Genomic DNA, 25,130 nt, shown 5'->3' with positions numbered 1-25,130 from the left:
ACGCAGCAAGCTTCGCCCGGGGCTCCGGGCGCGGAGGAGGTTTTCCACACGATGACGCAGCTCAGGTGGCTTTCGGCCGGCGAGTCGCACGGGCCGGAGCTCGTGGCGACCGTCGAGGGTATTCCGGCGGGCATGCCGCTCCTCGCGGAGGACATCGACGAGGATCTGGCGCGTCGCCAGCGCGGCTACGGGCGCGGCGGGCGGATGAAGATCGAGACCGATCGCGTCCGCCTCGTCGCCGGCGTGCGTGGCGGCGAGACGCTCGGCGGCCCCATCGCCATGGTGATCGAGAACCGCGATCACGCGAGCTGGGCCGGGCGGATGGGCCCTGAGCCGTTCCCCGAGCCGCCCGAGGCGCTGACCCGCCCGCGCCCTGGCCACGCGGATCTGGCCGGCGGCCTGAAGTACGCCCGGCGGGACCTGCGCGACGTGCTCGAGCGGGCGAGCGCGCGCGAGACCGCGGCGCGCGTCGCGGTGGGCGGCGTTTGCCGCAAGCTCCTCCGGTCCGTCGGCGTCGAGGTCTTCGCCCACGTCCTGTCGATCGGCCCGGTGGCGTCGCCGACCTCCGCCGCCTCGGGCGGGGGTGAGCTCCCGCTCCCCGAGCTCCGGGAGCGCGCCCGCGCCTCGGATCTCGCGTGCGTCGATGCCGTCGCCGCGCAGGCGATGCGCGACGCCATCCGCGAGGCGGCGCACCGGGGCGACACGCTCGGCGGCGTCTTCGAGGTGATCGCCACCGGCCTTCCGCCCGGGCTCGGGAGCCACGTGCAGTGGGACCGCAAGCTCGACGGACGGCTCGCGCAGGCGCTGATGAGCATCCAGGCGATCAAGGGCGTCGAGATCGGCATCGGCTTCGAGGCCGCGCGCATCTCGGGCTCCGAGGTGCACGACCCCATCGCCTACGATCAGGGGGCGCACGCGTTCACCCGCCCGTCGAACCGCGCCGGCGGCCTCGAGGGCGGCATCACCAACGGCATGCCGCTCATCTGCCGCGCCGCCATGAAGCCGATCGCGACGCTCAAGCGCGCGCTCCCGTCGGTCGACGTGCGCACCAAGGAGCAGTTCGACGCCGCCTTCGAGCGCAGCGACGTCTGCGCCGTCGCGGCCGCCTCGGTCGTCGGCGAGGCGATGGTGGCGATCACGCTCGCCGCCGCCCTGCTCGAGAAATTCGGCGGCGACAGCCTCACGGAGCTCTCGCGCAACGTCGACAGCTACCTCCAGCAGGTCCGCTCTTACTGAAGGCCATGGAATTCCTTCCCGACGCACCTCCGCTCCTGCTCACCGGCTTCATGGGGGCAGGCAAGTCCACCGTGGGCCGCATCGCCGCCGCGCGCACGGGGCTCCCGTTCCTCGATCTCGACGACGCCATCGTCGAGGAGGCCGGCGAGAGCGTCTCTTCGCTCTTCGCGAAGCGCGGCGAGGCTGGCTTCCGCGCGCTGGAGGCGGCGACCCTGCGCCGGCTCCTCGCGGCGCGCGGCCCGCGCATCATCGCCCTCGGCGGCGGCGCCCTGGTCGATCCCGCGCTCCGCGCCGAGGCGCTCGAGCGCGGCTGCGTCGTCGCGCTCACCGCTACCCCGCGCACGATCGCCGCGCGCACGCCGAACGGCAACCGCCCGCTCCTCGACGGCGCGCCGGATCGCGAGGCGCGCATCCGGGAGCTCCTGGCCGCGCGCGCCCCCGTCTATGCCGAGGCCCACGCGCGCGTCGTGACCGACGGCGTCTCCCCCGCGGACGTCGCGGCGCGGGTCCTCCGCGCCTACGCGGATCGCCCGCTCTTCGTGCCGCTCGGCGACAAGAGCTACGCGGTGCGCATCGCCTCCGACGGGGCGGCGTCCACGGCGGACGCCATCGCCGCGCTGGCGCCGACGTCCGTCTTCGTCGTCACGGACGAGAACGTGAGCCGCCTCTGGGGCGCGCCGCTGCTCGCCGCGCTCGCGGCGCAGGGGACGCCGGCCGCGGCCGTCACGGTGCTCAAGCCCGGCGAGGAGCACAAGCGGCTCGCGGCCGTCGAGGCGGCGCTGACGGCGATGATCGACGCCGGCGCCGATCGCGGCGCGGTGGTGCTCGCGCACGGCGGGGGTGTGGTGACCGACATCGGCGGCTTCGCTGCGTCCCTGCTGCTGCGGGGCGTCCGCTGGGTCGCGGCGCCGACCACGCTCCTCTCGATGGTCGACGCCTCGGTCGGCGGCAAGACGGGGGTCGACCTCGGGCCCGCGAAGAACGCCGTCGGAACGTTCCACCAGCCCTCCGCGGTCGTCGCGAGCCCGGCGGCGCTCGCCACCGAGACCGACCGCGCTTACCGGAGCGGGTTCGCGGAGGTGGTGAAATCGGCATGCATCGGCGATCCGGAGCTGCTCACGCTGCTCGAGCGCGAGGCCGACCGCGTCCTCGCGCGCGACCCCGGCGTGCTCGCCGAGGTCATCCGCCGCTCGATCGCCGTGAAGGCGGCCATCGTCGCCCGCGATGAGCGCGAGTCGGGCGACCGCGCCCTCCTGAACCTCGGCCACACGCTGGGGCACGCCCTCGAGGCCGAGGGGGGGTTCGTCCGGCTGGCGCACGGCGAGGCGGTGGCGCTCGGCATGGTGGCCATCTTCCGCGTCGGCTGCGCGCTCGGCGTGACCGATCGCGCGGCGGCCGACCGGGTGGTCCGCCTGCTCGCGCGGCTCGGTCTGCCCACCCGGATCGAGGACGAGCCGGTCTCCGCCGCGCTGCGCTTCCTGTCGCTCGACAAGAAGCGCCGGGGCTCGTCGGTCCGGACGGTGCTGATGCGGGACATCGGCAGCACGTTCGCGGAGCCGATGCCGCTCGATCGCCTCGCCTCGCTCCTCGAGCGCGCGGCCGCCCGCGCGACCTGATCCCTTCACGCCACGTCCGCCTTCGGACGCGCGACCTCGTTTGGTCCCGGGCGTTCTCTCCCGAGATGCTCTCCGGGCTGCGTGCGTCGATGGCCCTCCTCGCTGAGCGCCTCCGGCGCAGACGGCGCTTGCGCTGTCGGTGAATAAAATCGATGTGTTACCAACGTTCTTCGGAAAAAAATCCCGGCACACCGCCCGCATCGTCCGCTCCGCGCTATCTTTCCCGGCGCCGATGGTGACCGCGACGAAGAAGAGAATCCTGGTGGTGGAGGACGAGCAGGACACGGCGGCGATGATCGCCCGGTTCCTCGGCGACGAGTTCGACACCGTGGTCGCGACGAACGGGGTCGATGGGCTCGCGCTGGCCCAGCAGGAGCCGCTGCCCGATCTGGTGATCGTGGACATCATGATGCCGAAGCTCGACGGCGTGAGCATGACGAAGCGGCTCCGCGAGCACGAGCCGATGCGCCGGGTGCCGATCATCTTCCTGACCGCCAAGTCGGATCCGATGGACGTCATCGCCGGCATCCAGGCGGGCGCACGCCATTACATCACGAAGCCCTTCGTGCTCGACGATCTCAAGAAAAAGGTCCGCAAAGCCGTCTACGGCCGTTGAGCGGCGGTCACTCGCTAGAGCGGCGGTCACTCGCTTCGGATACGGGCCCACCTCGACGTTTTCGGTGCTCAGCGCACAGGAGTGCGCTTGCGCGCCGAAAACGCCGATCTGGGCCCGTCTCCTGTGCGAGAGACCGCCGCTCTGCCCCGGCGGACAGCGGGGCGGGGGGAAACCGCGGCAGAGGGGCGGGGGGAAACCGTAGCAGGGGGCGGGGGGAACCGAAGCGGGGGGGCGGGTCTGGTCGCGGTGGGGGGCGCGCTAGTCAATGGGGCGAATGGCGAAGGGTTAAGAGATGGGGAGAAGGCCGACTGGCGATCTTGGCATCGCCGAGGTCTCTCGCCTCGAACAGGTCCGTTTCTCGCGTGCTGCTTGGTGCGGTAGGGGAGGAATCCCGGAGGTTTCTGCCGCCGTCACGCGCCGGCACCGCGGGGCGCTCGCGTTGTGTTCTATGAGGTTTCTTAGGAGATCTCGTATCTCCGCTGGGGCTCGGCGCCGGTCGTGCGCGGCGCCGGCAGGAGGTGCCCGCGTCAGCGGCCGCCGCGGTGCGGGACGCTGCAGGCCCTGAACGCCTTCTCGAACAGCTCGAGCGAGCGGGAGATGCTCGAATGCACCCGGCGGATCTCCTCGGCGGAGGTGGTCGCGAGCTTCACGATCTCGAGCGCCTCGCGCGGGTGGGCATCATCGTAGTTCGCATGCGCGGCGAGCCACGTCAGCGACTTGCTCCCCTCGCCATAGAGCTTCGTGAAGCTCGGCATCACCACGCGAGAACACTCGCCGATGACCCCCTCGATCGCATAGTTCACCGCGCCGACCGCCTCCGCCAGGGAGCCGCGGTAGGACACCGACCAGAGCCACTCGAAGAGCGACGCGATCTCCGGGCTCGGGCGGTGGCTCGTGATGTCCGAGGTGCTGTGCCCGTGCCACGCCGCCCAGTCGAGGTACCAGCGCACGTGCAGCGCCTCGACCCGGATGTTGCCGATGAGCCAGTCTCGCACCAGGGAGTCGCGCGGCGTCTGGCCATAGGTCGTCTTGGCGAGGCTGAGCCCCATGTACTTCGGGAACGCCTCGACCACGCAGAAGAACTCCCGGAGGAGCCCCTTCCACATCTCCTGATCGACCGGCTCCGTCATCGTCTGCGCGATCGGCGGCGTGTAGACCGCGGCCTTCCACTGGTCGGCCAGAGATTCGAGCATGTCCTCGACCCAGACCGGGTGCGGCGTCGCCTGAAGGCTGTCCTTGACTTCCTTATGCCGCTGCGAGCGAGGTGACAGCATGAAATTACCTGTTGGGTTGCTGGGTCAATCCGCCTCGTGGCTGCCCGCCGGCCTCTGCCCCACCGAACCCCCGCAGGCTGACCGGTCAGCGGCCGTCAGGAGACAATCCGCACAGCAGGCACGATGCTGACCCCGAGCACGAAGGACGAGAGGGGCAGCGCGAGGACCTCACCAGGGGAGGCTTCGTGTACATGTGTCCTGCCTGCATCCAGTCTGGATCAAGGTGAAGGAGCAAGTCAATAGACAAACGAGGGCGCCGCCGCAACGACAAGAGGGCCGATCGCGCTCAGGTCGCTCACCATACGACCTCGGAGAGGCACTCCGTCGCGCCGCGGAACCGGCACCGCTGGTGGGTTACTTTGGGGGTGGATGCACCGCACAGGAGGAGCGCCTGCTCGACCCAGCCGCAGACGCCTTCTCCGCAGTTCATCGCGGAGGGCCCCTCGTCGTCCCCGGTCGGGCCTGTGATGGTCAGCACCCACTCCCGCGGCTTCACCATGCGCGGGAAGACCTTCCCGGCGTCGAAGTAGCGCGACCAGAACATTCCAGTCCGGGCGACGATCGTGTCGGGCATGGCGATCGAGAGCGCGAACTTCAACACCGTATTGAGGTCGCGATCCGCGACGTAGCGGGCAAACCGCTTGAGCTCAGCGGTTTGGTCGCTCGCAGTCCGCGCGTGCGTTCGCAAGGCGCGGTTCCAGACGCCGATCGGATACCAGCTGCTCGCCAGCAGCGGCTGAGAGAGTACGTCCCGGTCTGACTTGGGCAGCGACGTCACCAGGCGCTCCCATGAACCGGCGTCGCGGGTCGTCGTGACGAACGACCGGAGGTTGACCAGCAACGTTCCTTTGCATCTACCGGCGGGGATCGAGGTCTTGGTCTTCGTCTCGTGCGTCTTCATCGCGGCGAACCTACGGCGGGAAGGCCCCGGCGAAGCTGAGCCCGATCGGGGGCGCGGCGCACGTACCCTCGGGCGGGAAACCCTGCCCGGGAGCACATCGTCGGGGCAACTCCAGGAGTCGTGGTTGTACCTTGCAGGGGAGCGTGAGTCGGGCTCGATGGCAAGAGATGATTACGTGGGAGCAGCCGTACGACACGAGCCGACGTGGCCCTGCGCAAGATCACGCCGGTTGTCCAGCTCTCCTTTCGACCCGAGACGCCAGACCCCCGGCGACCGCCGCAGACGTCAGCGCGCGCAATGGTGTGATGCGCATTACGTGATTTCGTGCGGCGCTCGTCGGTCGTCGTGGCCGTCGACGGGCGCTCGTCGCGGTGACGGGGGCTCGCGGCGGCGACGGGCGCTCGCGGCGGGGGCCGCGCGTCGCCTGCGGAGGTGCTGCGCCTGGCAGTTGCCGTCCTCCGCGAACCTCGGTACCCCTACGCCCATGAGCGAACCCACCACGGGCCGGCCCGCCGCCGGCCACGCGGAACCCGAGCTGCCGCACATCGACGTCGCCGAGCGGGGGGCGCCGCGCGACGGCCGGCCGCAGGTCATCGACGGCCGGCTGTTCATGCAGCTGCTCGTGTTCCGTTGCACCGGCGACGCCGATCCGGCGGAGCTGACCCGCGCAGCCGGCCAGGCGCTCGCGTCGCAGCGCGTCGGCGCGGTCGTCTACGAGGACATCAACGATCCGCGCGGGATCGCCGTGCTCACGTGGGCGGAGGACCCCGCCGTCTTCGTCCAGACCGTCCGCCCGGCGCTCAACCGCAGCGAGCTCCGGGCCCTGGAGCTTCGCCCCGATTTCACCATGCTGGGGCGCACGTACTCGACCGGCTACGAGCAGGAGCTCGACTTCTGGCTGCTCCGGCGCCCTGCCGAGACCGTCTTGAACCCCGCCTGGCCGTGGGCGGTGTGGTATCCGCTCCGCCGCAGCGGCGCGTTCTCCAAGCTCGAGGGGCGCGAGCAAGGGAGCATCCTGCGCGAGCACGGGACCATCGGCAGGGCCTATGGCGCCCAGGACCTCGCCCACGACATCCGCCTCGCGTGCCACGGCCTCGACGCCCGCGACAACGAGTTCGTGATCGGGCTCGTCGGCAAGGAACTCCACCCGCTCTCCCACATCGTGCAGACGATGCGGAAGACCCGCCAGACCTCGGAGTTCATCAGCCAGATGGGCCCGTTCTTCGTGGGCCGCGCCGCCTTCCGCAGCCCGGGCGGCTGACGGGACCGCTCCCCCTCAGCCGATGCCGGCGAGGCCCGAGAACGCCCGGGCCAGGGCGTCGAGCCGCGCCGCCGCGCGGGCCTCGGCGTCGCCCAGCGGCTCGTCCGCGGCGACCTCCTCGCGCACGTCGAAGTAGAACTTGATCTTCGGCTCCGTGCCGCTCGGGCGGGCGATGAGCCGGCTCCCGTCGTCGAGCTCGTACACGAGCACGTTGCTCGGAGGCAGCACGAGCGGCTCGACGAGGCCGTCGCTCGTGGTGCGCGTGCGCGCCTCGAAATCGCGCCACGCCACCACGGGGACGCCGCCGATCGCTGCAGGCGGCCTCTTCCTCAGCGCGTCCATGATCGCCGCGATCTTCTCGAGGCCGTCGACGCCGCGCAGGGTGTACGAGCGCTGCCCGCTCATGTAGAGGCCGTACTTGCGGGTGATCGCCTGGAGCTCGTCGAGCAGGGTCCTGCCCTCGGCCTTGCGCACCGCCGCGAGCTCGGCGACCAGCGCCGCGGCGCTGATGCCGTCCTTGTCGCGCACGACCGGGCCGACGGTGTAGCCGAGCGCCTCCTCGAAGCCGAACACGAAGCGGGCCCCTGTCGAGCGCTCGATGTCCATCGCCCGGTTGGCGATCCACTTGAACCCGGTCAGCGTCTCCTCGTAGTGAACCCCGAGCGCCGCGGCGATGACGCCCAGCATAGGAGTCGAGACGCAGGACGCCAGCACGAGCCGGCGCTCGTCCGCGCCCTGCGCGCGCCCCTCCGTGAGCAGGTAATGGCCGAGGAGCACGCCGACCTGGTTGCCCGTGAGCTGCACGTACTCGCCATCAGGGCGCCTCACCGCCACGGCGAGCCGGTCGACGTCGGGATCGTTGGCGAGGACGAGGTCGGCGCCCTCCCGCTTCGCGAGGGCGAACGCCAGGTCCATGGCGCCCTTCTCCTCGGGGTTCGGGAACGCGACCGTGGGGAACGCGCCGTCCGGCTCGGCCTGCTCGGGCACGCTCGCCACGCGCGTGAAGCCGGCCTCGCCGAGCGCCTGGCGGACCAGGCGGTTGCCGACGCCGTGAAGCGGCGTGTAGACGATGCAGAGGTCGCGATCCCCGTCGCTCCGCACCGCGAGGCCGCGGATCGCGCCGAGGTAGCTCCGCTCCAGCTCCTCGGGGAAGTCGCGCACCAGCCCGAGCCTCCTCGCCTCGTCGAGGGGCATGCGGGCGACCTGATCCGCCGGCGGCGAGGCGTCGATCGCCGTCGCGATGCTTGTGTCGTGGGGTGGGATGATCTGTGCGGCGTTGTCCCAGTACACCTTGAAGCCGTTGTACTCGGGCGGGTTGTGGCTCGCCGTCACCATCACGCCCGCGGCCGCGCCGAGGTGGCCGACCGCGAACGCCGCGACGGGCGTGGGGCAGGGGACGGGCGAGAGGTGGCTCGGGATGCCCGCGGCGGCGAGGGCGCAGGCGGTGTCCTCCGCGAACTCTCGGCTCATCCGGCGGCCGTCGTAGCCGATGACGACGCCGGCGCTCCGCGCCTTGTCGCCGATCGCCTCGAGGAGGTGACGGGCGAGCCCCGCGGTCGTGCGGAGGATGACGGCGCGGTTCATCCGGCTCTCGCCGGCGCCGAGGACGCCGCGGATGCCCGCGGTGCCGAACTCCAGCGGGCCGGCGAAGCGCTCGGCGAGCTCGGCGCGGACGCCGTCCTCGCCCGCCCTGGCCGCGTCGATGAGCCGGCGCAGCTCGCTCTGGGTCTCCGGATCGGGGTCGTGGGCAACCCAGCGTTCGGCGGGCTCGAGGACGAAGTCGTGGCTCACGCCTGATATTTAGTTCATGCCGGCCGTGGTTTGCACCACGAGCGCGTGATTCAGCGCGGCGGCGGCGCGGGCGGCGACCGCCGCGCGCCGGCCCGCCCGGCCCGGCGCCGATGTCGCTGGCGGCTCCCGGCCAGCTCGGACCGCTCAGCCCGCTCGGCCGGGCGTCAGCCCGCCTTCTTGCCGGCGGCGAGCGCCTCGGCGAAGCGCGTGTCGTACTGTCCGCCGCGGAAATCACCGTCCTGCAGGATCTGGCGGAGGAACGCGAGGTTGGTCGCGGCGGGCCCGGCCGGACCGGTGAGCTCGATCGTCGTCTCCGCCAGCGCCCGGTCGAGGCGAGCGATCGCCTCGTCGCGGGTCGGGCCGTGGGCGACGATCTTGGCGAGCAGCGGGTCGTAGAACGGCGTCACCTCGAGCCCCTCGGCGACGCCGGTCTCGATCCGCAGGTCGTCGCCGGCGGCCGGCCAGCGGAGCGCGGTGATGCGGCCGGGCTGGGGGGCGAACTTCTTCGCCGGATCCTCCGCGTAGAGGCGCGCCTCGATGGAGTGGCCACGGTAGGTGTGGCCCCGGACCTCCGGCGCGAGCGGCTCGCCCGACGCGATGCGGATCTGGTGCTCGACAAGGTCGAGCCCGGTGCACATCTCCGTGACGCAGTGCTCGACCTGGAGCCGCGCGTTGACCTCCAGGAAGAAGAGCTCGCCGCTCTCCGCCGCGACGAACTCGACGGTGCCCGCGCCGACGTAGCCGGCGGCCGTCACGACCCGGAGGGCGCTGTCGTGGAGCTCCTTCCGGCGGACCTCGCCCGCCGCTCCCTGGAAGAACGCGGCCGGCGACGGGGTCTCCTCGACGATCTTCTGGTGCCGGCGCTGCGCGCTGCATTCGCGCTCGCCGAGCGCGACGGCGCCGCCCTGCCCATCGCAGAGCACCTGCACCTCGATGTGGCGCGGGCGCTCGATGTACCGCTCCATGTACACGCGCGGGTCCCCGAACGCCGCGCGTCCGCGGTCGGAGCACGCGGTGAGGGCGCGCGACAGCTTGCCCGGATCGGTGACGACCTGCATGCCGATGCCGCCGCCGCCGCCCGCGGCCTTGACGAGCAGCGGGAAGCCGATGCTCTCGGCGGCGCGCTGGGCGGCCTCGACGTCGGCGGGGTCGACCGGACCGCCCGTGCCCGGCGGTGGGAAGACGCCGGCCCCGCGCGCGTGATCCCGCGCGAGGATCTTGTCGCCGAAGGCGTGGAGGACCGCGGGCGGCGGGCCGATGAACGTGACGCCGGCCTCGACGACGGCCTCGGCGAACGCCTGGTTCTCGCTGAGCAGCCCGTACCCGGGGTGGATGCCGTCGGCGCCCGTCGCGCGGGCCGCCTCGACGATCGCATGGATGACCAGGTAGCTGTCCCGGACCGGCGGCGGCCCGATGCGCACCGCCTCGTCGGCCATCGCGACGTGCGGCGCGCTCGCGTCCGCGTCGGAATACACGGCGACCGTCGCGATCCCGAGCCGTTTGCAGGTCCGGAGGACGCGGCAGGCGATCTCTCCACGGTTGGCGACGAGGATCTTCTTCAACACGGCCGACAGCTACGCCCCCGCGCGGCGGCGCGTCAAGACGCCCGCTGCAGGCAGCGCTCGCCCGCGCGCTCCCGGAAGGCGAGCGGGCGAGCTCAGCCGAGCGCCCGCCGCACCTTCGGCTTGGCCCCGAGCAGCACGAGCTGCCCGCAGGCCGCCGAGACGTCATCGCCGCGCCGGCGGCGAACGAAGCAGGAGTATCCCGCCTGGGTGAGCACCTCCTGGAACGCCGCCACGCGCTCCTGGGCCGGCGGACCCAGCGAGGAGGCCTCGATCGGGTTCATCGGGATGAGGTTGATCTTCACCGGGAGCCCGCGCAGGAGCTTCGCCAGCCGCCGCGCCTCGGCGGGATCGTCGTTCTGCCCGGCGACGAGCGTGTATTCGATGGTGATGCGCCGGCGCCGAGGCAGCGGGTAAGCGCGCAGCGCCGCGAGCAGCTCGTCGAGCGGGTGCTTGCGGTTGATGGGCATCAGCGCCGAGCGGGTCTCGTCGTCCGCGGCGTGCAGCGAGATCGCCAGCGCGATCTGCCCGCCAAAATCCGCTCCGAGCCGCGCGATCTCGGGCACGAGGCCCGAGGTGGACACCGTGACCCGCCGCGTCGAGAGGTTGATCCCTTCGGGATGCGTGAGCAGGCGCAGCGAGCGAGCGGTCGCTTCGTAGTTGTGGAGCGGCTCGCCCATGCCCATGTACACGACGTTGCGGAGCTCCTCACCCTCCTCGAGCATCGCCCGCCCGAGGAGCACCTGGCCCGCGATCTCCTCGGCCCCGAGGTGGCGCTTGAGCCCCGCCACGCCGCTTGCGCAGAAGCCGCACCCCATGGCGCAGCCGACCTGCGTCGAGATGCACTGGGTGACGCGGACGCGCGGCGCGGCGTCCGCCTCCGCGGCCGCCTCGTCGTCCTCGTCGTCATCGAGCGCCGCCGCCGCGTCGGCGTCGAGCTGCGCCTGCGAGCCGTGGCCCGACACCGCCGGGAGCAGGACCGTCTCGATGGTCGCGCCGTCGTGGAGGCGCAGGAGCAGCTTGCGTGTGCCGTCCTCGGAGCGATGAACCCGCTCGGGCGTCAGCACCTCACCCAGCCCCTCCGCGGCGAGGTGCTCGCGCAGCCGCGCCGGGAGGTTCGTCATCGCGGCCGGATCGAGGACGCCGCGGCGATGGATCCACTGGAATACCTGCTTCGCCGTGAACGACCGCTCTCCGCGGGCAGCCAGCGAGGCCGACCACTCTTCAGGCAGCCGGGCGACGGGGTGAAGCGGCGTGGAGCGCACCTGCCTGACCTACTGCGCGCCGCCCCCAGCGGCAAGGGGAGCAGGCGGGCGGCCAGGCCAAAGTGTCAGCCGCTCTGGCTCTCGACCTGTGACGTCGTGAGCTGCCCGTCGCGCTCGCGGCGCGCGCGCGTCCGGCTGGCGGCCTCGAGCACCTCGCGGGTGTAGCGCTCGAACGCCTCGGCCCGGTGCATCGCCGTGTGCTCGGCGAAGACGCGCTGCCTCGCCCGCTGGCCCACCGTGAGGCGCTTGTCCTCCTTCATCTCCCTGAGCTTCCGGAGCACGTCCTCCGGCGAGCGCACGAGCAGGATCTCCTCGCCGGGCTGGAAGAACGTCTCGATACCCGGCCAGGTGTCGCTCAGGACAGGGGTCCCGCACGCGGCCGCCTCGAACAGGCGCGCGCTCGGCGACCACCCGGACTCCACCATCGCACGGCGGGTCAGGTTCAGCGTGAAGCGCTGGGAGTTGTAGAAGATGCGGTGCTCGTCCGGCGGGAGGTGCTCCGTCCTGGAGACGTTGTCCGGCCACGCGAGCGACGCCGGGTACTGCGCGCCCGCCACCGCGAAGCGCCCGCGGCGCATGCGCCGCGCCGGCTCGAGGAGGAGCCGCTCGACGGCCGCCTGCCGGTCGTCGCTGTAGGTCCCGAGGTAGCCGAGATCCCAGCGCATCGGCGCCGGCTGGGGATGGTACACGTCCGTGTCCGCCGAGCAGTAGAGCGCCCGCGGGCGCACCGCGCCGTGGCTGCGCTCCAGCCGCTCCAGCGTCGGGCCCCCCGTCGCCGACAGATAGAGATCATACCGCGGGATCAGCGCCGGCGTCAGGTACGCGTGATCCCCGTGCGCCAGCCGGCCCAGGGTGACGGGCGTGTCCAGATCGTAGAACGCGGCCTTTCCGCGGGCCTCTTCCGTGATCCACGCCCCGACCGTCGCCCCTTCCGGCACGAAGGAGCCGACGATCACGAGATCGGCTTCGCGCACGGCGCGTGAGAATCTATCGCGGAGCTCGGTAATGCTCGAGTACTGCTCGGTCGTGCCGTAAGGCGGGTTGGGCAGGTCGCGGTGCTGATCGTAGATGGGGAGGTTCCGCTCCAGAAAGAGCACCCGGTGGCCGCGCGACGCGAGCGCCCGGAGGAGCGCTCTGTACGTCGTGGCGTGGCCGTTGCCCCACGAAGACGTGATGGAGAGCCCCAGGAAGACATAGCGGTAGGTAGTTGTCGTCATAGGCGTGGTGGCGGCAAGGGTTGAGAGATCCCAGACGGCGTGCCGGCCCGGAATGCGCCGGTCCCGAGGTACACCGCGGCGGCCCCGGAGAGGCGAAAGACGCCTCGCGGACACCTGCGCAACGTGCGCAACATGCGTAACGTGCGCAAAACGAGCGGCACGCCGATCCAGTTGCCCTGGCGCCGCGCGAGAGGGCGCGGCGACGAGCGCACCCGGGATTAACATGCGTGCTCACCCTCTGCAATGCTGTGAGATGCAGTTTCTTGATCGAAGGTGCGTATTCCTCGTCAGACGCCAGGCGGTAAGGCCCGCCCTTTTCCCGTGACGACGAAGCGCGCGAAATCGCTGCTTGCTCCGGGATAACGCGGCTCGTTCGGGTAAAGCACCCGACGGCAACCGTCCTCGCATCGCAGAGGAACCGGCCTGTGCGGTAAACGCTGTTCGGAAGCGATGATGGTGAGAAAAAGAGGGACGTTGTCGCAATGGTCTGTGACGGCTGCTGGTCGAACGGAGCGTCGACGGGGGAGCCCTGCTCCGGAACGCCGGGGCAGCGCTGGCGAAGCGCCGCCCAGGCCGGCGAGCGCTGTCGGACGCGTACGTCGCGGAGCGACGGGGCCTCTGGGCGCGGCCGGCGGCAGGGCATTCCGCCATCCAGCTGAGCTCGCCGGCGAACCGGCGGCCTCGGCCGGGCAGGGGCGCCTGGCCTCGCGGAGAAATCGGGCGGGGGAGCAGGAAGGCAGGAAGCGCGCGGCGCTGTCCGGGTGCCTTCCTGTCGGTGCGTGGACGCTGCGGTGGAATCGGCAGGCCGGGTGTCCAGCCTTCAGCGGCGGTGGGGCCGCGCGAGAGCCGTCGAGACGTTCAGGTGGCGGGGCTCAGCGCCTGCCAGCCCTGGATCACCTCGGCGATGCTCGCGAAGCGGCGGTCCGGGCTGTGCGCCAGACCCCTGTTCACGAACACCTCGATCTCCCGGTCGACCGGCGGAGGCATCAGGCTGCCCAGGCGGCGCGGCGGCGTCCTCGTCTTGAGATCGGCGAGCATCATCAGATTGCGCGCGGCGTAGGGGAGCTCGCCGGTGAGCGCGTGAAAGATCACCGTCATGGCCGCATAGAGGTCGGCCCGGTGATCCACCGTCTTCCCCTTCGTGAGCTGCTCGGGCGGCGCGAACCTGAAATCGCCGAGACACCGGCTCGGTAACGTCGGCGCCGCGTCGGAGAGCCCGGGAGGGAGCTTGCACGAGCCGAGATCCAGGAGCGTCAGCCGCTCGCCGTCAGGACCCTGGTCGAGGAGCACGTTCGCGGAGCTGATGTCGCGGTGGATGATGCCAATCTCGTGCAGCTCGGCGATCGCCGACCAGAGCTGCTCGCCCAGCCGGTGAACGGCGCTGAACGGGAGCGGCCCCTCCCGGGAGATGCGCTCGCTGAGGAGCTCCCCCTCGCGCAGCTCGAACACGAGGAGAGGACCGTGCGTCGGGTCCTTGCCGCCGCCGAGCGAGGGCAGTGTGTGTGGGCCCCGCAGCCGCTCGCACGCCACCGCCTCTCGCCGGAAGCGCGCCTCGGCCTCCTGCTGGGGCATGCGCTCTGGCGTGTTGAGCACGCCTCCCGGCTCCTGGCGCACCGGGGGCTCCCCGAGCACCTTGACCGCGACGCGCCGGCCGGTGCTCGCGTCCTCGGCGCTGAACACCTCACCGAGGCCTTCGCGGCGGAGATGACGTACCACGCGGTAGCGCTGGAGCAGAACGGTTCCGGGCACGATTGACAAGAGCGGCCTCCTTCGCTTGACAAAGGGGGTCCAGCGCGTTCCGGTCGCCTCCCCCCTCTCCCCAGACAAGCTCATTTATCACGCAGACGCGACAGAGGAAGCGCCGCGCGCAGCGTCACACGACGAAGGGCCCCCGCGCCTTGTTTTTTTGTTTTCCGGCGCGCGCCGCTTCACATCGGCCGCCCGTCGCGCCCGAGGTCGCCTGGACGAAAAAGCCGCGGGGCACGGGACGGGGAAAAAAGGGGCGCGGCCCGCGGGACGACGGGGCGAAGGCGGTCCGGGGAGCCGGAGCGCGGGTGGCCCGCCGAGGCGCGTCGCGGCGGCGGGAGCGGCGAGCGCCTGGGCCACCACGGCCGCGCCTGTGTCAGCGGGGCCGCCGGCGCTTCGACGCTGCAGAGTTGCCCCTGGCCGCGCTCTCTGGTGACGATGCGCACCGGAGCGCGGCAATCGGTGGTGATTGCATGACGGCGGCGGCGCCGCGCGGCCCCGGTTTCCGGTGACACGCACGTAACCCCGAACCGCTGGCCATTCAGGTGAACTTCGCGTAGCTCCCACACAGGGCGGACGATCCGGAGCGACGGCAGGCAATGCGAGCGGGAGACGTCATCGACGGCCGGTTCGAGATCATGGAGCTCGCGGGCGCCGGCGGCATGGGCCACGTCTTCCGCTCGCGCGACCTCAAGACCGGCGAGACCATCGCCCTCAAGGTCCTCCAGAACGCCGCCTCCCAGGACTCGAACCGCCTCGCGCGCGAGGCGCAGGCGCTCGCGACGCTGCGGGTGCCGGGGGTGGTGCGGTACATCTCGCACGGCCGCACGGAGCACGGCCACCCCTACCTCGCCATGGAGTGGCTCACCGGCGAGACCCTCTCCCAGCGCCTTGCCCGGCAGGCGTTCACCCTGGAGGAGAGCCTCAAGCTCGCCCGGCGCGTCGCGACCACCCTCGGCTCCGTGCACCGGCTCGGCGTCGTCCACCGCGATCTCAAGCCGAGCAACCTGCTCCTCGTCGGCGGCACCATCGACCGCATCACGCTCATCGATTTCGGCGTCGTCCGGATGTCCGGCATCGACCAGCAGCTCACCATGCCCGGCGCCATCCTCGGCACCCCCGGCTACATGGCGCCGGAGCAGGCCCGCGGCGAGGCGCACGTCGACGCGCGTGCCGACGTCTTCGCGCTCGGCTGCCTGCTCTACAAGTGCATCTCGGGGCGCGCCCCGTTCCGCGGCGCGCGCGGGCTCGCCGTGCTCGTCAAGGTGCTGATCGAGGAGCCGCCGTCGCTCCGCTGGCTCCGCGACGACGTGCCCGAGGCGCTCGACGCCCTGGTCCAGCGGATGCTGTCGAAGTCGCCCGAGGGGCGGCCGAGCGACGGCAACGCGGTCGCGATCGAGCTCGCCGGGCTCATGGATCCCGCGGCGATCTCCGTCCGCCCGCCCTCGATGTCCGTCCGCCCGCCGGAGCTCACGACCGGCGAGCGCAAGGTGATGTGCCTCGTCCTCGCCCGTGACGGCCTCTCCACCGCCGAACCCTCGCTCCCCGAGGTCGACGAGCAGGCGCGCGCGCAGGCGCTCTCGACCACGGCGGCGCGCTACAAGGGCCAGCTCGAGCTCGTCGACGCGCGGCTGCCGCTCGTCGTGCTGTCCGGCGCCGGCGCGACGACCGACCTCGCGGCCCGGGCCGCCCGCTGCGCGCTCGCCGTCCAGGCGCTCCTCGGCGGCGCGCCGGTCGCCGTCGTCACGGGCAGGGCGGAGATCGCCTCGCGCATGCCGATCGGCGACCTCATCGACCGCGTGGTCCAGCTGCTCCCCGAGGGCCGCGCGACGTCCCGCGCGCCGGCGATCCGCATCGACGAGGTGACGGCGGGCCTGCTCGGCGCGCGGTTCGAGATCACGTCCGACGGGGGCGGCCCCTGGCTCCACGGCGCGCGCGAGGAGCCGGAGGCGCCGCCCCACGTGCTCGGCAAGGCGACGTCGTGCGTCGGGCGCGAGCGGGAGCTCGCGCTGATCCGGGACGAGCTCGCCCGCTGCGTCGAGGAGTCGACCCCGAGCGTCGTGCTCGTCACGGGGCCGGCGGGCATCGGCAAGTCGCGGCTCCGCCACGAGCTCGTCCGCGCGATCCGGGAGGACGGCGAGCCGGTCGAGGTGTGGCTCGGCCAGGTGGACCCGATGAGCGCCGGGTCGGCCTTCGGCCTGCTCGCGCACGCGCTCCGCCGGGCGATCGGCCTCACGGACGCCGATCCCGTCGAGGAGCGGCGGCGCAAGGTGCGGGCGCGGGTCGAGCGGCACGCGGCGCTCGACGCCGCGCGGGTCGCGACGTTCCTCGGCGAGCTCGTCGGCGCGCCGTTCCCGGACGACGACGTGCAGCTCCGGGCGGCGCGGCGCAACCCGATGCTCATGGGCGATCAGCTGCGCCTCGCCTGGGAGGACTTCCTGCGCGCCGAGTGCGCGGTGCAGCCGGTCCTCCTGGTGCTCGAGGACCTGCACTGGGGCGACCTGCCCACGATCACGATGGTCGACGCCGCGCTCCGGAACCTGAAGGACCGGCCGTTCATGGTCATGGCGCTCGGCCGGCCCGAGGTGCACGAGCTCTTCCCGAAGCTGTGGGACGAGCGGCGCGGGCACAAGCTCCGCCTCGCGGGGATCTCGCGCCGGTCGAGCGAGCGGCTCGTGCGCCAGGTGCTCGGCGAGCGCGAGAGCCCGGCGCTCGTGGCGACGCTGGTCGAGCGCGCGGACGGCAACGCCTTCTACCTCGAGGAGCAGATCCGCGCGGCGGCGGCGGGCAAGGGCGTGGACCTGCCCGAGACGGTGCTGGCGATGGTGCAGGCGGAGCTCGACGCGCTCGACGTGGGCGCGCGGCGGGCGCTGCGGGCCGGGGCGATCTTCGGCGAGACCTTCTCGCGGAGCGGGGTCGCCGCGCTGGTCGGCCGGGCGGAGGTCGAGCCGCTGCTCGCCGAGCTCGAGGTGCGGGAGCTCATCGTCCGGCGTTCCGTGGAGGGCGCGCCGGAGGCGGCCGAGTACCGGTTCCGGCACGCGCTCGTGCGCGAGGCGGCGTACGGGATGCTGACCGATCACGATCGCCGCCTCGGCCACCGGCTCGCCGGCGAGTGGCTCGAGCGGACGGGCGTGGCGGATCCGATGGCCCTCGCCGAGCATTTCGAGCGCGGCGGCGAGCCGGCGCGGGCCGCGGCGGCGACCCTGCGCGCGGCCGAGCAGGCGCTGCTGGGGAGCGACCTGGGCGCGGCGATCGAGCGCGTCGAGCGCGGCATCGCGCGCGGCGCCTCGAAGGCGACGGCCGGGGCGCTGCGGCTCTGCCAGGCGGAGGCGCACCTCTGGCGGGGCGAGTTCGCGCTGGCGGAGCGGCGGGGGACCGAGGCCCTGGAGCGGCTCGCGCCCGGGTCGGCGCCGTGGTTCTCGGCGCTCACGCAGGTGATCCTCGCCGCCTCGAAGCGCGGCAACCACGACCAGGTCGAGGGCCTGCTGCGCCTGGCGCAGGGCACCGAGGCGCGGCGGTCGGCGCGCCCCGCCCGCAGCGTGTGCCTGTGCGCGGGCGCCGGGCGGCTCGTGTTCGGAGGGCGGTACCAGCTCGCGGACGAGCTGCTCGACGGGATCGAGCAGGACGCCGAGGAGACCGAGCAGGAGGTCGAGGTGCTGGCGCGGCTCCACGAGGCGCGCGCGTACCGGGCGATGGCGGTCGGCGATCCCGGCGCGTGCCTCGCGGGCTTCGAGGCGGCGCTCGCGGCGTTCGAGCACGCGGGCGATCGGCGCAACGCCTGCTGGGCGAGGAACAACCTGGGCTCCTGCTACGCGGAGCTCGGCGACTTCGAGGGCGCCGAGGCGGCGCTGCGCGCGTCGCTCGCGGACGCGGAGCGGATGGGCCTGTCGGACGTGCGGCTCGGCGCGCTCCTCAACCTCGGTCCGGTGCTCGCGCAGCGGGGCCTCGTCGAGGAAGCGCGGCAGACGGCGGAGGAGGCGATCGCGACGTCCCAGCGCCTCGGCGACGCGCGCGGGGAGGGCGCCGGGCGGGCGTGCCTCGCGAGGATCGTGCTCCAGGCGGGCGATCTCGGGGGGGCCGAGCGCGAGGCGCGCGCCGCGGTGGCGATCCTGTACGGCGCGCCGCCCTTGCGGGCCTTCGCGTACGCGGTGCTCGGGCGGGCGCTGCTCGACGCGGGGCAGGCGGTGGACGCGCTCGCGGCGACGACCGAGGCGCTCTGCCTGCTGGAGTCGATGGGGGCCGAGGTGGGCGAGTCGCTTGTGCGCCTCTCGCACGCCGAGGCGCTCTCGGCCTGCGGCCACGGGCGGGAGGCGATGATGGCGATCGCCTCGGCGCGGGAGCGCCTGCTCGAGCGGGCGCGGAAGATCGGCGATCCTGTGTGGCGCGGGAAGTTCCTCGGCAACGTGCCGGACAACGTGGCCACGCTGGAGCTGGAGCGGCGCTGGCTCGAGGACTAGGCCGCTCTACGCCGCCGGCGCGCTCAGAGGAACTCGCAGAGGTAGCCGGTGGGCTGGGTGGCCCTGACGTCGAAGCCGCTCTTGCCTGCCACCTCGAACGACGTCCCTGCCGGATAGGCGCGCCACTCCGTGGAGCCGTCGATGCGGATCGCGAGCTCGCCGGCGACGACCGTCATCCGCTCCGGCGCCTCGGTCGAGAAGTGGAACTCGCCGGCGTCGATGACACCCACCGTCTGACGGCGCCCATGGCGCTCGAAGCCGACGCTCTGGACGTTGCCGTTGAAGTAGCTGTTGTGCTTGAGCATGGCGCCCTCCTACCGCGTCCCGCCGCGAGAGACCAGCCCGGACGGACGGGAGAGGTCCGCCCGGCGAGCTACGGCTTCCCGCCCGGGATCGGCACGTAGGCGTGCTGGATGAGGTGGTTGTCCGAGCCCTCGTGGCTCGTCGCCAGCGTGGTCCAGACGCCTTGCTTACCGCTCTTCCATACGCCGACCAGGATCTTCGCCGACTCCGCCTGATGGCTGTACTTGTACGTGACGTTGGCGCTCCGCCCCGTCTCGCTGGTCGATTGGCTGGTGCGCTCGGTGCCGGATTTCGTCGCCTCCTCGTAGGAGGTCCCGAAGCTCGCGCTCGCGGACTTGGAGTCTCCGGCCGAGAGTCCGAGGTTGGCGCCGCTCTTCGTCGCGGTCTCGGTATACTCCTTGAACGTCATGCCGAGCGTGATCTTCTCCGACGTTCCAGACGTCATCGATGCCTCGCTCAGCGTGCCGGCGATCGGCGTGATGACCATGATGCGCACCTCGTAGCCGTTCGAGGTCGTGAACGTCCAGTCGCCGACGCCGGTCGGAAACGTCCGGAGCTGCTTGTCGATCTCGTTCAAATCCCGCTGCGGGATGCTGCCCTCGAGCCACCTGCTGCTCGTCCAGAGACCCCAGTCGCGGTAGTAGATCTCCCCGTTCGTGGCGTCCCAGCGCTGCTTGATGCTATCGAGCGTGACGGCGTAATCGATGCCGGAGATCACCCTGTCGCCCGCCGCGAGGGCGTGGCTGTTCTCGTAGCGGAGCCCCGTCTTGGCCCTCATCTCCGCCACGCGCTTGTTGTCCCCTCCGTCGAGCTCCGGAGGCGTCCTCCGGTTGTCCGCGTCGGTGCCCGTCGGATCGACGTAGCTGACCGGGTTGTTCTTGGCGTAGCCGTAGAGGTTGCACTCGGCCGGCGACGCGACGCACTTGTCGATGCTGGTCAAGAACAGGGGATCCGGCGTCCAGAACTGCCCGAGGAGCGGGTCATAGTCGCGGACGCCCATGCGGACGAGGCCGAGATCGCGGTCATAGCCCTTCTGCACATAGTCGATCGCCTCGGCGAGGGGGCCGTACTCGATCCGCGCCCCGTAGGCCGAGGCGAGCGAGAGCGCGCCGGCCTCGTCGGAGATGCTCGTGCCGCGCGGGTCGAACGGCAAGCGCTCGAACACGCCGTTCTCGATCACGCCGACCGTGATGCCCGCGACGTTCACCGGCTCGACGAGCCCGTCCTCGCTGAGGTAGGCGCCCGCCACGTACCCCGCCACGGGCACGCCGTTCCTGTACTTGAGCACCCGCTGCCCTGCCTCGTCGTACGCGAAGCGAAGCTCGTCGGCGCCGCGATAGGCACGCTCGACGTCGCCGCTCGGTCCGTACTCGACCGTGAGGTCGTCGTGCGCGGTCACGCGGCCCATGGCGTCGACCTGGTAGCTCTCGCCGCCCGCCGTGATGGCGGCGGCGCTGCGCGCGATGGGCCGGTCGCCGAGCTCGTCGCTCGCCGACGCGATCAGCCCGGACGCGTCGTAGCTGTAGCTCGCCGAGCCTGCGCCGTCGGACGAGCCGACGAGGAAGCCGCGCGCGTCGTACCGATAGCCGCGGCGCGACGTGTCGTCGCCGAGCTCGAAGAGCTCCGCCGCCATCAGGCCACGCGCGTTCTTCTCCCAGCTCACCGCGCCGGAGACGCTCCCGCTCATCTCATAACCTCGCCGCGCCCGCGTCATGGGGTCGTAGCTCAGGTCGAGCGCGCCGTCCTCGAAGTACACGGCCTCGGGCCGGCCCTCGCCGTCGTACGTCATCGTGAACAGGAGCGCGCCGTCCAGCCGGCAGCTGACGAGTCGGCCGTAAGCGTCGTAGTCGTACGCCCTCGTCGTCACGAGGAGGGGCGCGTCGTTGCGGTCCGACACGCGGAGCGTCACGCTCTTTGTCGCGCCGTTCGCGTAGAGCGAGATGTCCTGATCGAGCTTGCGCCACCCGTCGAGATCCCATCGTGTCGCCGAGACCTTTCCGTCCGCTCGGCGCGTCGTGACCTTCGTGATCTCGCCCGTCGTCACCGTGGTCGCGAAGCCGAGCTGGCCAGGGAGGGTGAGCCCGCCCGGCAGCGCGCCATCCCAGCCCGTCTCGACCGTGCGGGTCTCGCCGCTCGACGACTTCGTCTCGACGGTGCGGGTGATGCGCCCGATCGCGTCGTGCTCGTACCTCGTCCTCCTGTCGAGCACGCCGGCCGTCGACAGCTCGCGCCGCTCGGTCATCCGCCCTGTCTCCGCGGCGTACGACCACTCGACGCGCTGCACGTCCTCGCGCTGGACGACGGAGGGGCGGCCGTACGCGTCGAAGTCGACGCTGTGGACGCCGGCCGGCGTGTAGACCCGGCGGAGCCGGCCCATGGCGTCGTGGGCGTAGGAGGTCACCGCCCCGCTCTGATCTTCGAACCAGCGCGGCCGGCCGTCGGCCCCCGCGCCGGTCCGCGTCGCGTAGGCGCCGTTCTCGATCGCGGTCACCACCAGCTCGCCGCCGGCGATCTCGCGGATCACCTCGTTCTCGCCGATGACGCCGCTCTGCACCGTCGACCACGACGAGAGGTCGCTGCCGGCGCCCGTCTTCGTGGACACGCCGAGCAGCGTCGCGCCTGCGAGCAAGGACGCGTGCGTCAAGCCGCCCAGCGAGGGCAGGGGATCGCGCGCGAACTCGCGCACCTCCGCGGACGAGCGGCTCACCTGCGTCACTCGAGACAGGCTGTAGCCGCCGGGCTGCAGCGCGGCCTTGGCCAGCACCGAGCCGTCCGCGGCGAGGAGGTCCGCCATCTCGGTGGCCGCGCCGGTCGCGGCGTCGACGAGGTGGCGCTCGAGGATCTGACCCGGCGCCGCGGCCGTCGCCCAGACATAGTCGATCTGGTTGAGCGGATGGGCGGGCGTGGCGCCGGAGAGGTCGTCCCAGGTGGCGCGCAGGCGCTCCAGGCCGTCATAGTCGGCGAAGTTGTTCCAGGCGGCGCCGCCGCGGGTGATCCGCGAGTGGCGGAGCGCGTCGGTGATCGGATCGCGGCCAACCACGCTCTCCACCACGCCGTCGGGCGACGTCACCGTGCTGAGCTGCCCGGTCACGGGATCGTAGGTGTAGAGCGAGGTGCCGGCGCCCGGCGAGCCGATGGACGCGACCCGATGGTCGTCGTCGTAGGCCACCTCCTGCAGCACGACCGGGCCTGTCGGCCCGGCCTGCGAGGCGCGGGTGACACGGCCGAAGTCGTCCCGCTCGATGTCGACGCGGTAGTCGTAATCGAGGGTCGCGTCGTCGTGTGCGCCGATGACGCGCTGCGAGCCGGTGAGGCAGACGAGCTCGGGATCGAGCTCGGCCACCTCCATCAGCGTCGTCTCCTGCCGGCCGATGCCGTCCGGCCCCGTGGTCTCGACAACGGTCGGGCAGATCCCGTCGTGGTACTCGCGGAAGTCGGTGCGGGTCGTCACCGCCGCGCTGCCGTCCTCCGCCTGCCATCCGCGCTCCTCCCACAGCACCCGGAGCCACGGGACGCCGTGGAAGGCGGCCGGCTCCAGGCCTCGCTCCGAGAAGCGCACGAGGCCGGGGATGCGGTCGTCCTCGTCGCGCGTGCCCGTGACGACGCCCGCGATGTCGTTGTCGTTATGGAAAGCGACCGTCTCGTGCAGGTAGGGAGACGCCTTGCGCGCCTCTTCGAACCCGACAAGGTACTTGCCCGCCGTGTGCCATACGGGCGAGCCATACTCGTAGGTGTACGTGACAGGGTCGTAGCCCGAGGACTCGACGCGCATCGACGTGAGGATCGAATAGAGCTGGTTCACCCCGGGCGCCGGGCGCACCCGGCCGTAGCCGAAGTGGACGACGGTGCCCTTGCCGTCGTCGGACGAGAGCAGGAGGCCGGTGGACGGCCGCGACAGCTGCAGCACCTCGGCGTGCGCGCCGTTCGCCATGACGATCTGCTCGTTGCCCGAGCCCGACAGATCGACGACCACCGGAAAGGAGACCGACCAGGGGATCGACGCGAAGGCGGACACCGGGGTCTCGACGAAGGAGCTGCCGCGGTTCGTGAAGAGGAGGACCGTCTGGCCCTTGGTCAGGATGAGGTCGGACAGGCCGTCGTTGTTGAAGTCGCCGTGGCTGAACTCGTAGGTGGAGAGCCCCGAGAGGGGCAGTCCAGACGCGGTGGTGAACAGGTACGATGTCCCGGTCGGCTCGAAGCGGCCGGAGCCGACGCCGCGCCAGACCACCACGCCGCCGCTGTGGCGCACCATGAGGTCGGGCCGCCCGTCGCCGTTGACGTCGAGGACCCAGCTCGCCGTGGGCGTCACCCTCGGCAAGAGCGATGAGGTCGCGCCCGGCGCGAACGACGCCTGAGCGGGCGAGATCGAGGTGTTCCGCAGCACCTGCGCGCTGCCGTACGAGACCCGCACGATGTCCGGCCGCTGGTCGAGATCGAGATCGGCGAGGCGGGTGTTCGGCCCGGTGGCCCAGGAGCCCGTGAACCACTGATCGAGCTGCGTGAAGCCGGCGCGATCGCAGACGATCACGCGCGTCTGCGCCCCCGTCGAGCTCGCGGCCGTCACGACCACGTTGGGCTCGGTGGCGTCGCCGTGCATGCGCGCCAGGAAGCGCGGTTTGTTCGTCGCCGACGGGGCCGGCCGGCAGAGCGGGTTCTCGGCGCCCGTGGGGGCGGGCAGCGCCTCGAAGACATAGCCTGTCTCGGTCTGCCGAACGAGCGTCTGGTCGAGGTGCACCTCCATGTCGGTGAGGCCGTTGCGCTCGAGGTCGGTCATGGCCGCCTTGTCGGGCTGAATGGCGCCTGATCCGTACGTGGCGAGGTACCCGTCGAGCGCGGGGGCCGGCTGGAACGTGGCGTTCGCCAGCTGGTCGGTCGAGAAGTCGTAGCGGTAGGTGACGGGCGGCTCGGTCGCGCCCGAGGCGTAGCGCTTGGTCACGCTCGCCAGGTAGAACGCCGGGCCGGTCGGCGAGGTCTGATACGTCAGGTCGTAGCGATAGCGCTCGAGGTACGCGCCGCTCCAGGCCGACACAGCGACGCGGGTGACGCGCCGATCGAGCAGCGTCTTCGCGCCCGAGACGAAGGTGGCGAACGGCGTGGACAGCGGCTCGTAGGTGAACGTCATCCGGTACTGGTCTCCGTCGAAGCGGCCGCCCCAGCGGACCTCGGAGAGGAACGCCCGCCCCGTGTCGTTGTGAGTCCAGGTCAAGGTCGTCGAGTCGCCGAAGAGGGTCTCCACGCGGCTCAGGTTCCAGGAGTAGGTGCCGTCCGGCGTGACGCTGGCGTCCGCGGCGTCGAAGCGATGACGCGTGCCGTCCGAGGTCGTCGCCACCCACCCCTCGTCGCTGAGGCGGAGGCGCACCATGCTGCGCAGGCCGGCCGGGTAGTAGGCGCCGTCGTCTCCCTCGACAAGCCGGCCCCACGGGCTCGTGAAGGAGTCGTCCGCGGTGAAATCGATCTCGCCGACCACCCGGTGCCGCCGGATGGTCAGGTCGGTCTGCCAGCCGACGCCCCACTCGCCGACCCCGCCCTCGGCGGAATACGAGGGCACGACCGAGGCGAGGAGGCCGCCTCTCTCCGCCGGCGCGTCGATCGGCAGCGGCAGCGAATACGCGCCTCGCGCGAGCGCCGACGGTCCGAACGCCAGCCGCGAGAGGCTGCCGGCGATCGAGCCGCGCTCGGGCTGTCCGATGCTGGGCGGCTGCACCAGCTGGTCCTTGAACGGCCCCGCGGCCGCAGCCTCGTGGGCCCCGAGAGCGGCGGCGAGGCCCGCTGTCGCAGGCAAAGCATGACGTAACCAGTTCATCATGGGCTCCTGAAGGTGAGATGGAAAGGGTGTTGACGAACAACGCGTCCCGCCGGAGACGGGCGCAAAAGAGGACCGGTCG

At 72.0% G+C, this 25,130-nt stretch carries 14 protein-coding genes; 5 read left to right on the top strand and 9 right to left on the bottom strand.

Features of this window, described 5'->3' with window-relative positions:
* Window positions 1–51 precede the first annotated feature (51 nt).
* From aroC to WMF45_RS27250, 3 genes are all read left to right on the top strand, one after another.
* Entirely contained in the window at window positions 52–1,236 is a 1,185-nt protein-coding gene (gene aroC / locus WMF45_RS27260) for a chorismate synthase (RefSeq protein WP_437707396.1), read from the top strand.
* A gap of 5 nt (window positions 1,237–1,241) precedes the next feature.
* Entirely contained in the window at window positions 1,242–2,852 is a 1,611-nt protein-coding gene (aroB, locus tag WMF45_RS27255; RefSeq protein ID WP_437707395.1) for a 3-dehydroquinate synthase, read from the top strand.
* A gap of 232 nt (window positions 2,853–3,084) precedes the next feature.
* Entirely contained in the window at window positions 3,085–3,468 is a 384-nt protein-coding gene (locus WMF45_RS27250; protein WP_437707394.1) for a response regulator transcription factor, read from the top strand.
* Window positions 3,469–3,995: 527 nt separating this feature from the next.
* On the opposite strand, the gene WMF45_RS27245 is transcribed toward WMF45_RS27250, so the two are convergent.
* Together WMF45_RS27245 and WMF45_RS27240 are read right to left on the bottom strand one after the other, a co-directional pair.
* Window positions 3,996–4,742 (bottom strand): TenA family transcriptional regulator, encoded by a 747-nt coding sequence (locus WMF45_RS27245; protein WP_437707393.1) that lies wholly within the window; start codon window positions 4,740–4,742, stop codon window positions 3,996–3,998.
* Between the two features lie 295 nt (window positions 4,743–5,037).
* On the bottom strand, window positions 5,038–5,643 hold the full coding sequence (locus tag WMF45_RS27240) for a hypothetical protein (protein ID WP_437541087.1): 606 nt from the start codon (window positions 5,641–5,643) through the stop codon (window positions 5,038–5,040).
* Window positions 5,644–6,127: 484 nt separating this feature from the next.
* Here WMF45_RS27240 and WMF45_RS27235 point away from each other — a divergent pair, with 484 nt between their 5' ends.
* Complete coding sequence (locus tag WMF45_RS27235) at window positions 6,128–6,904, top strand: chlorite dismutase family protein (protein WP_437707392.1); 777 nt, start codon at window positions 6,128–6,130, stop codon at window positions 6,902–6,904.
* A gap of 15 nt (window positions 6,905–6,919) precedes the next feature.
* Here the strand turns inward: WMF45_RS27235 and WMF45_RS27230 are convergent, their stop codons facing one another.
* The 5 genes from WMF45_RS27230 to WMF45_RS27210 all read right to left on the bottom strand — a co-directional run bounded on the left by WMF45_RS27230 (window position 6,920) and on the right by WMF45_RS27210 (window position 14,488).
* Window positions 6,920–8,695, bottom strand: coding sequence for a phospho-sugar mutase (locus WMF45_RS27230; protein WP_437707391.1), 1,776 nt, complete (start codon window positions 8,693–8,695; stop codon window positions 6,920–6,922).
* A gap of 164 nt (window positions 8,696–8,859) precedes the next feature.
* Window positions 8,860–10,260, bottom strand: coding sequence for an acetyl-CoA carboxylase biotin carboxylase subunit (locus tag WMF45_RS27225; RefSeq protein WP_437707390.1), 1,401 nt, complete (start codon window positions 10,258–10,260; stop codon window positions 8,860–8,862).
* Window positions 10,261–10,352: 92 nt separating this feature from the next.
* Complete coding sequence (gene rlmN, locus WMF45_RS27220) at window positions 10,353–11,522, bottom strand: 23S rRNA (adenine(2503)-C(2))-methyltransferase RlmN (RefSeq protein WP_437707389.1); 1,170 nt, start codon at window positions 11,520–11,522, stop codon at window positions 10,353–10,355.
* Window positions 11,523–11,587: 65 nt separating this feature from the next.
* Window positions 11,588–12,739 (bottom strand): CgeB family protein, encoded by a 1,152-nt coding sequence (locus tag WMF45_RS27215; protein ID WP_437707388.1) that lies wholly within the window; start codon window positions 12,737–12,739, stop codon window positions 11,588–11,590.
* A gap of 858 nt (window positions 12,740–13,597) precedes the next feature.
* Window positions 13,598–14,488: a serine/threonine-protein kinase gene (locus WMF45_RS27210; protein ID WP_437707387.1), complete on the bottom strand. Its 891-nt coding sequence runs from the start codon at window positions 14,486–14,488 to the stop codon at window positions 13,598–13,600.
* Window positions 14,489–15,084: 596 nt separating this feature from the next.
* Here WMF45_RS27210 and WMF45_RS27205 point away from each other — a divergent pair.
* A complete protein-coding gene (locus WMF45_RS27205; protein ID WP_437707386.1) occupies window positions 15,085–18,942 on the top strand; it encodes a serine/threonine-protein kinase in 3,858 nt (1,285 codons plus the stop codon).
* A gap of 23 nt (window positions 18,943–18,965) precedes the next feature.
* Here the strand turns inward: WMF45_RS27205 and WMF45_RS27200 are convergent, their stop codons facing one another.
* Window positions 18,966–19,247 carry a pyrimidine/purine nucleoside phosphorylase gene (locus WMF45_RS27200; protein ID WP_437707385.1) on the bottom strand — a complete coding sequence of 94 codons (282 nt, stop codon included), beginning with the start codon at window positions 19,245–19,247 and terminating at the stop codon, window positions 18,966–18,968.
* Window positions 19,248–19,315: 68 nt separating this feature from the next.
* On the bottom strand, window positions 19,316–25,051 hold the full coding sequence (locus WMF45_RS27195) for an RHS repeat-associated core domain-containing protein (RefSeq protein ID WP_437707384.1): 5,736 nt from the start codon (window positions 25,049–25,051) through the stop codon (window positions 19,316–19,318).
* Between the last annotated feature and the right edge of the window lie 79 nt (window positions 25,052–25,130).

Source organism: Sorangium sp. So ce448 (assembly GCF_051520915.1).
Lineage (GTDB): Bacteria > Myxococcota_A > Polyangia > Polyangiales > Polyangiaceae > Sorangium > Sorangium cellulosum_B.
The sequence above is the reverse complement of the archived record's forward strand: the minus strand, read 5'-3'. Positions and strand labels throughout refer to the sequence as shown.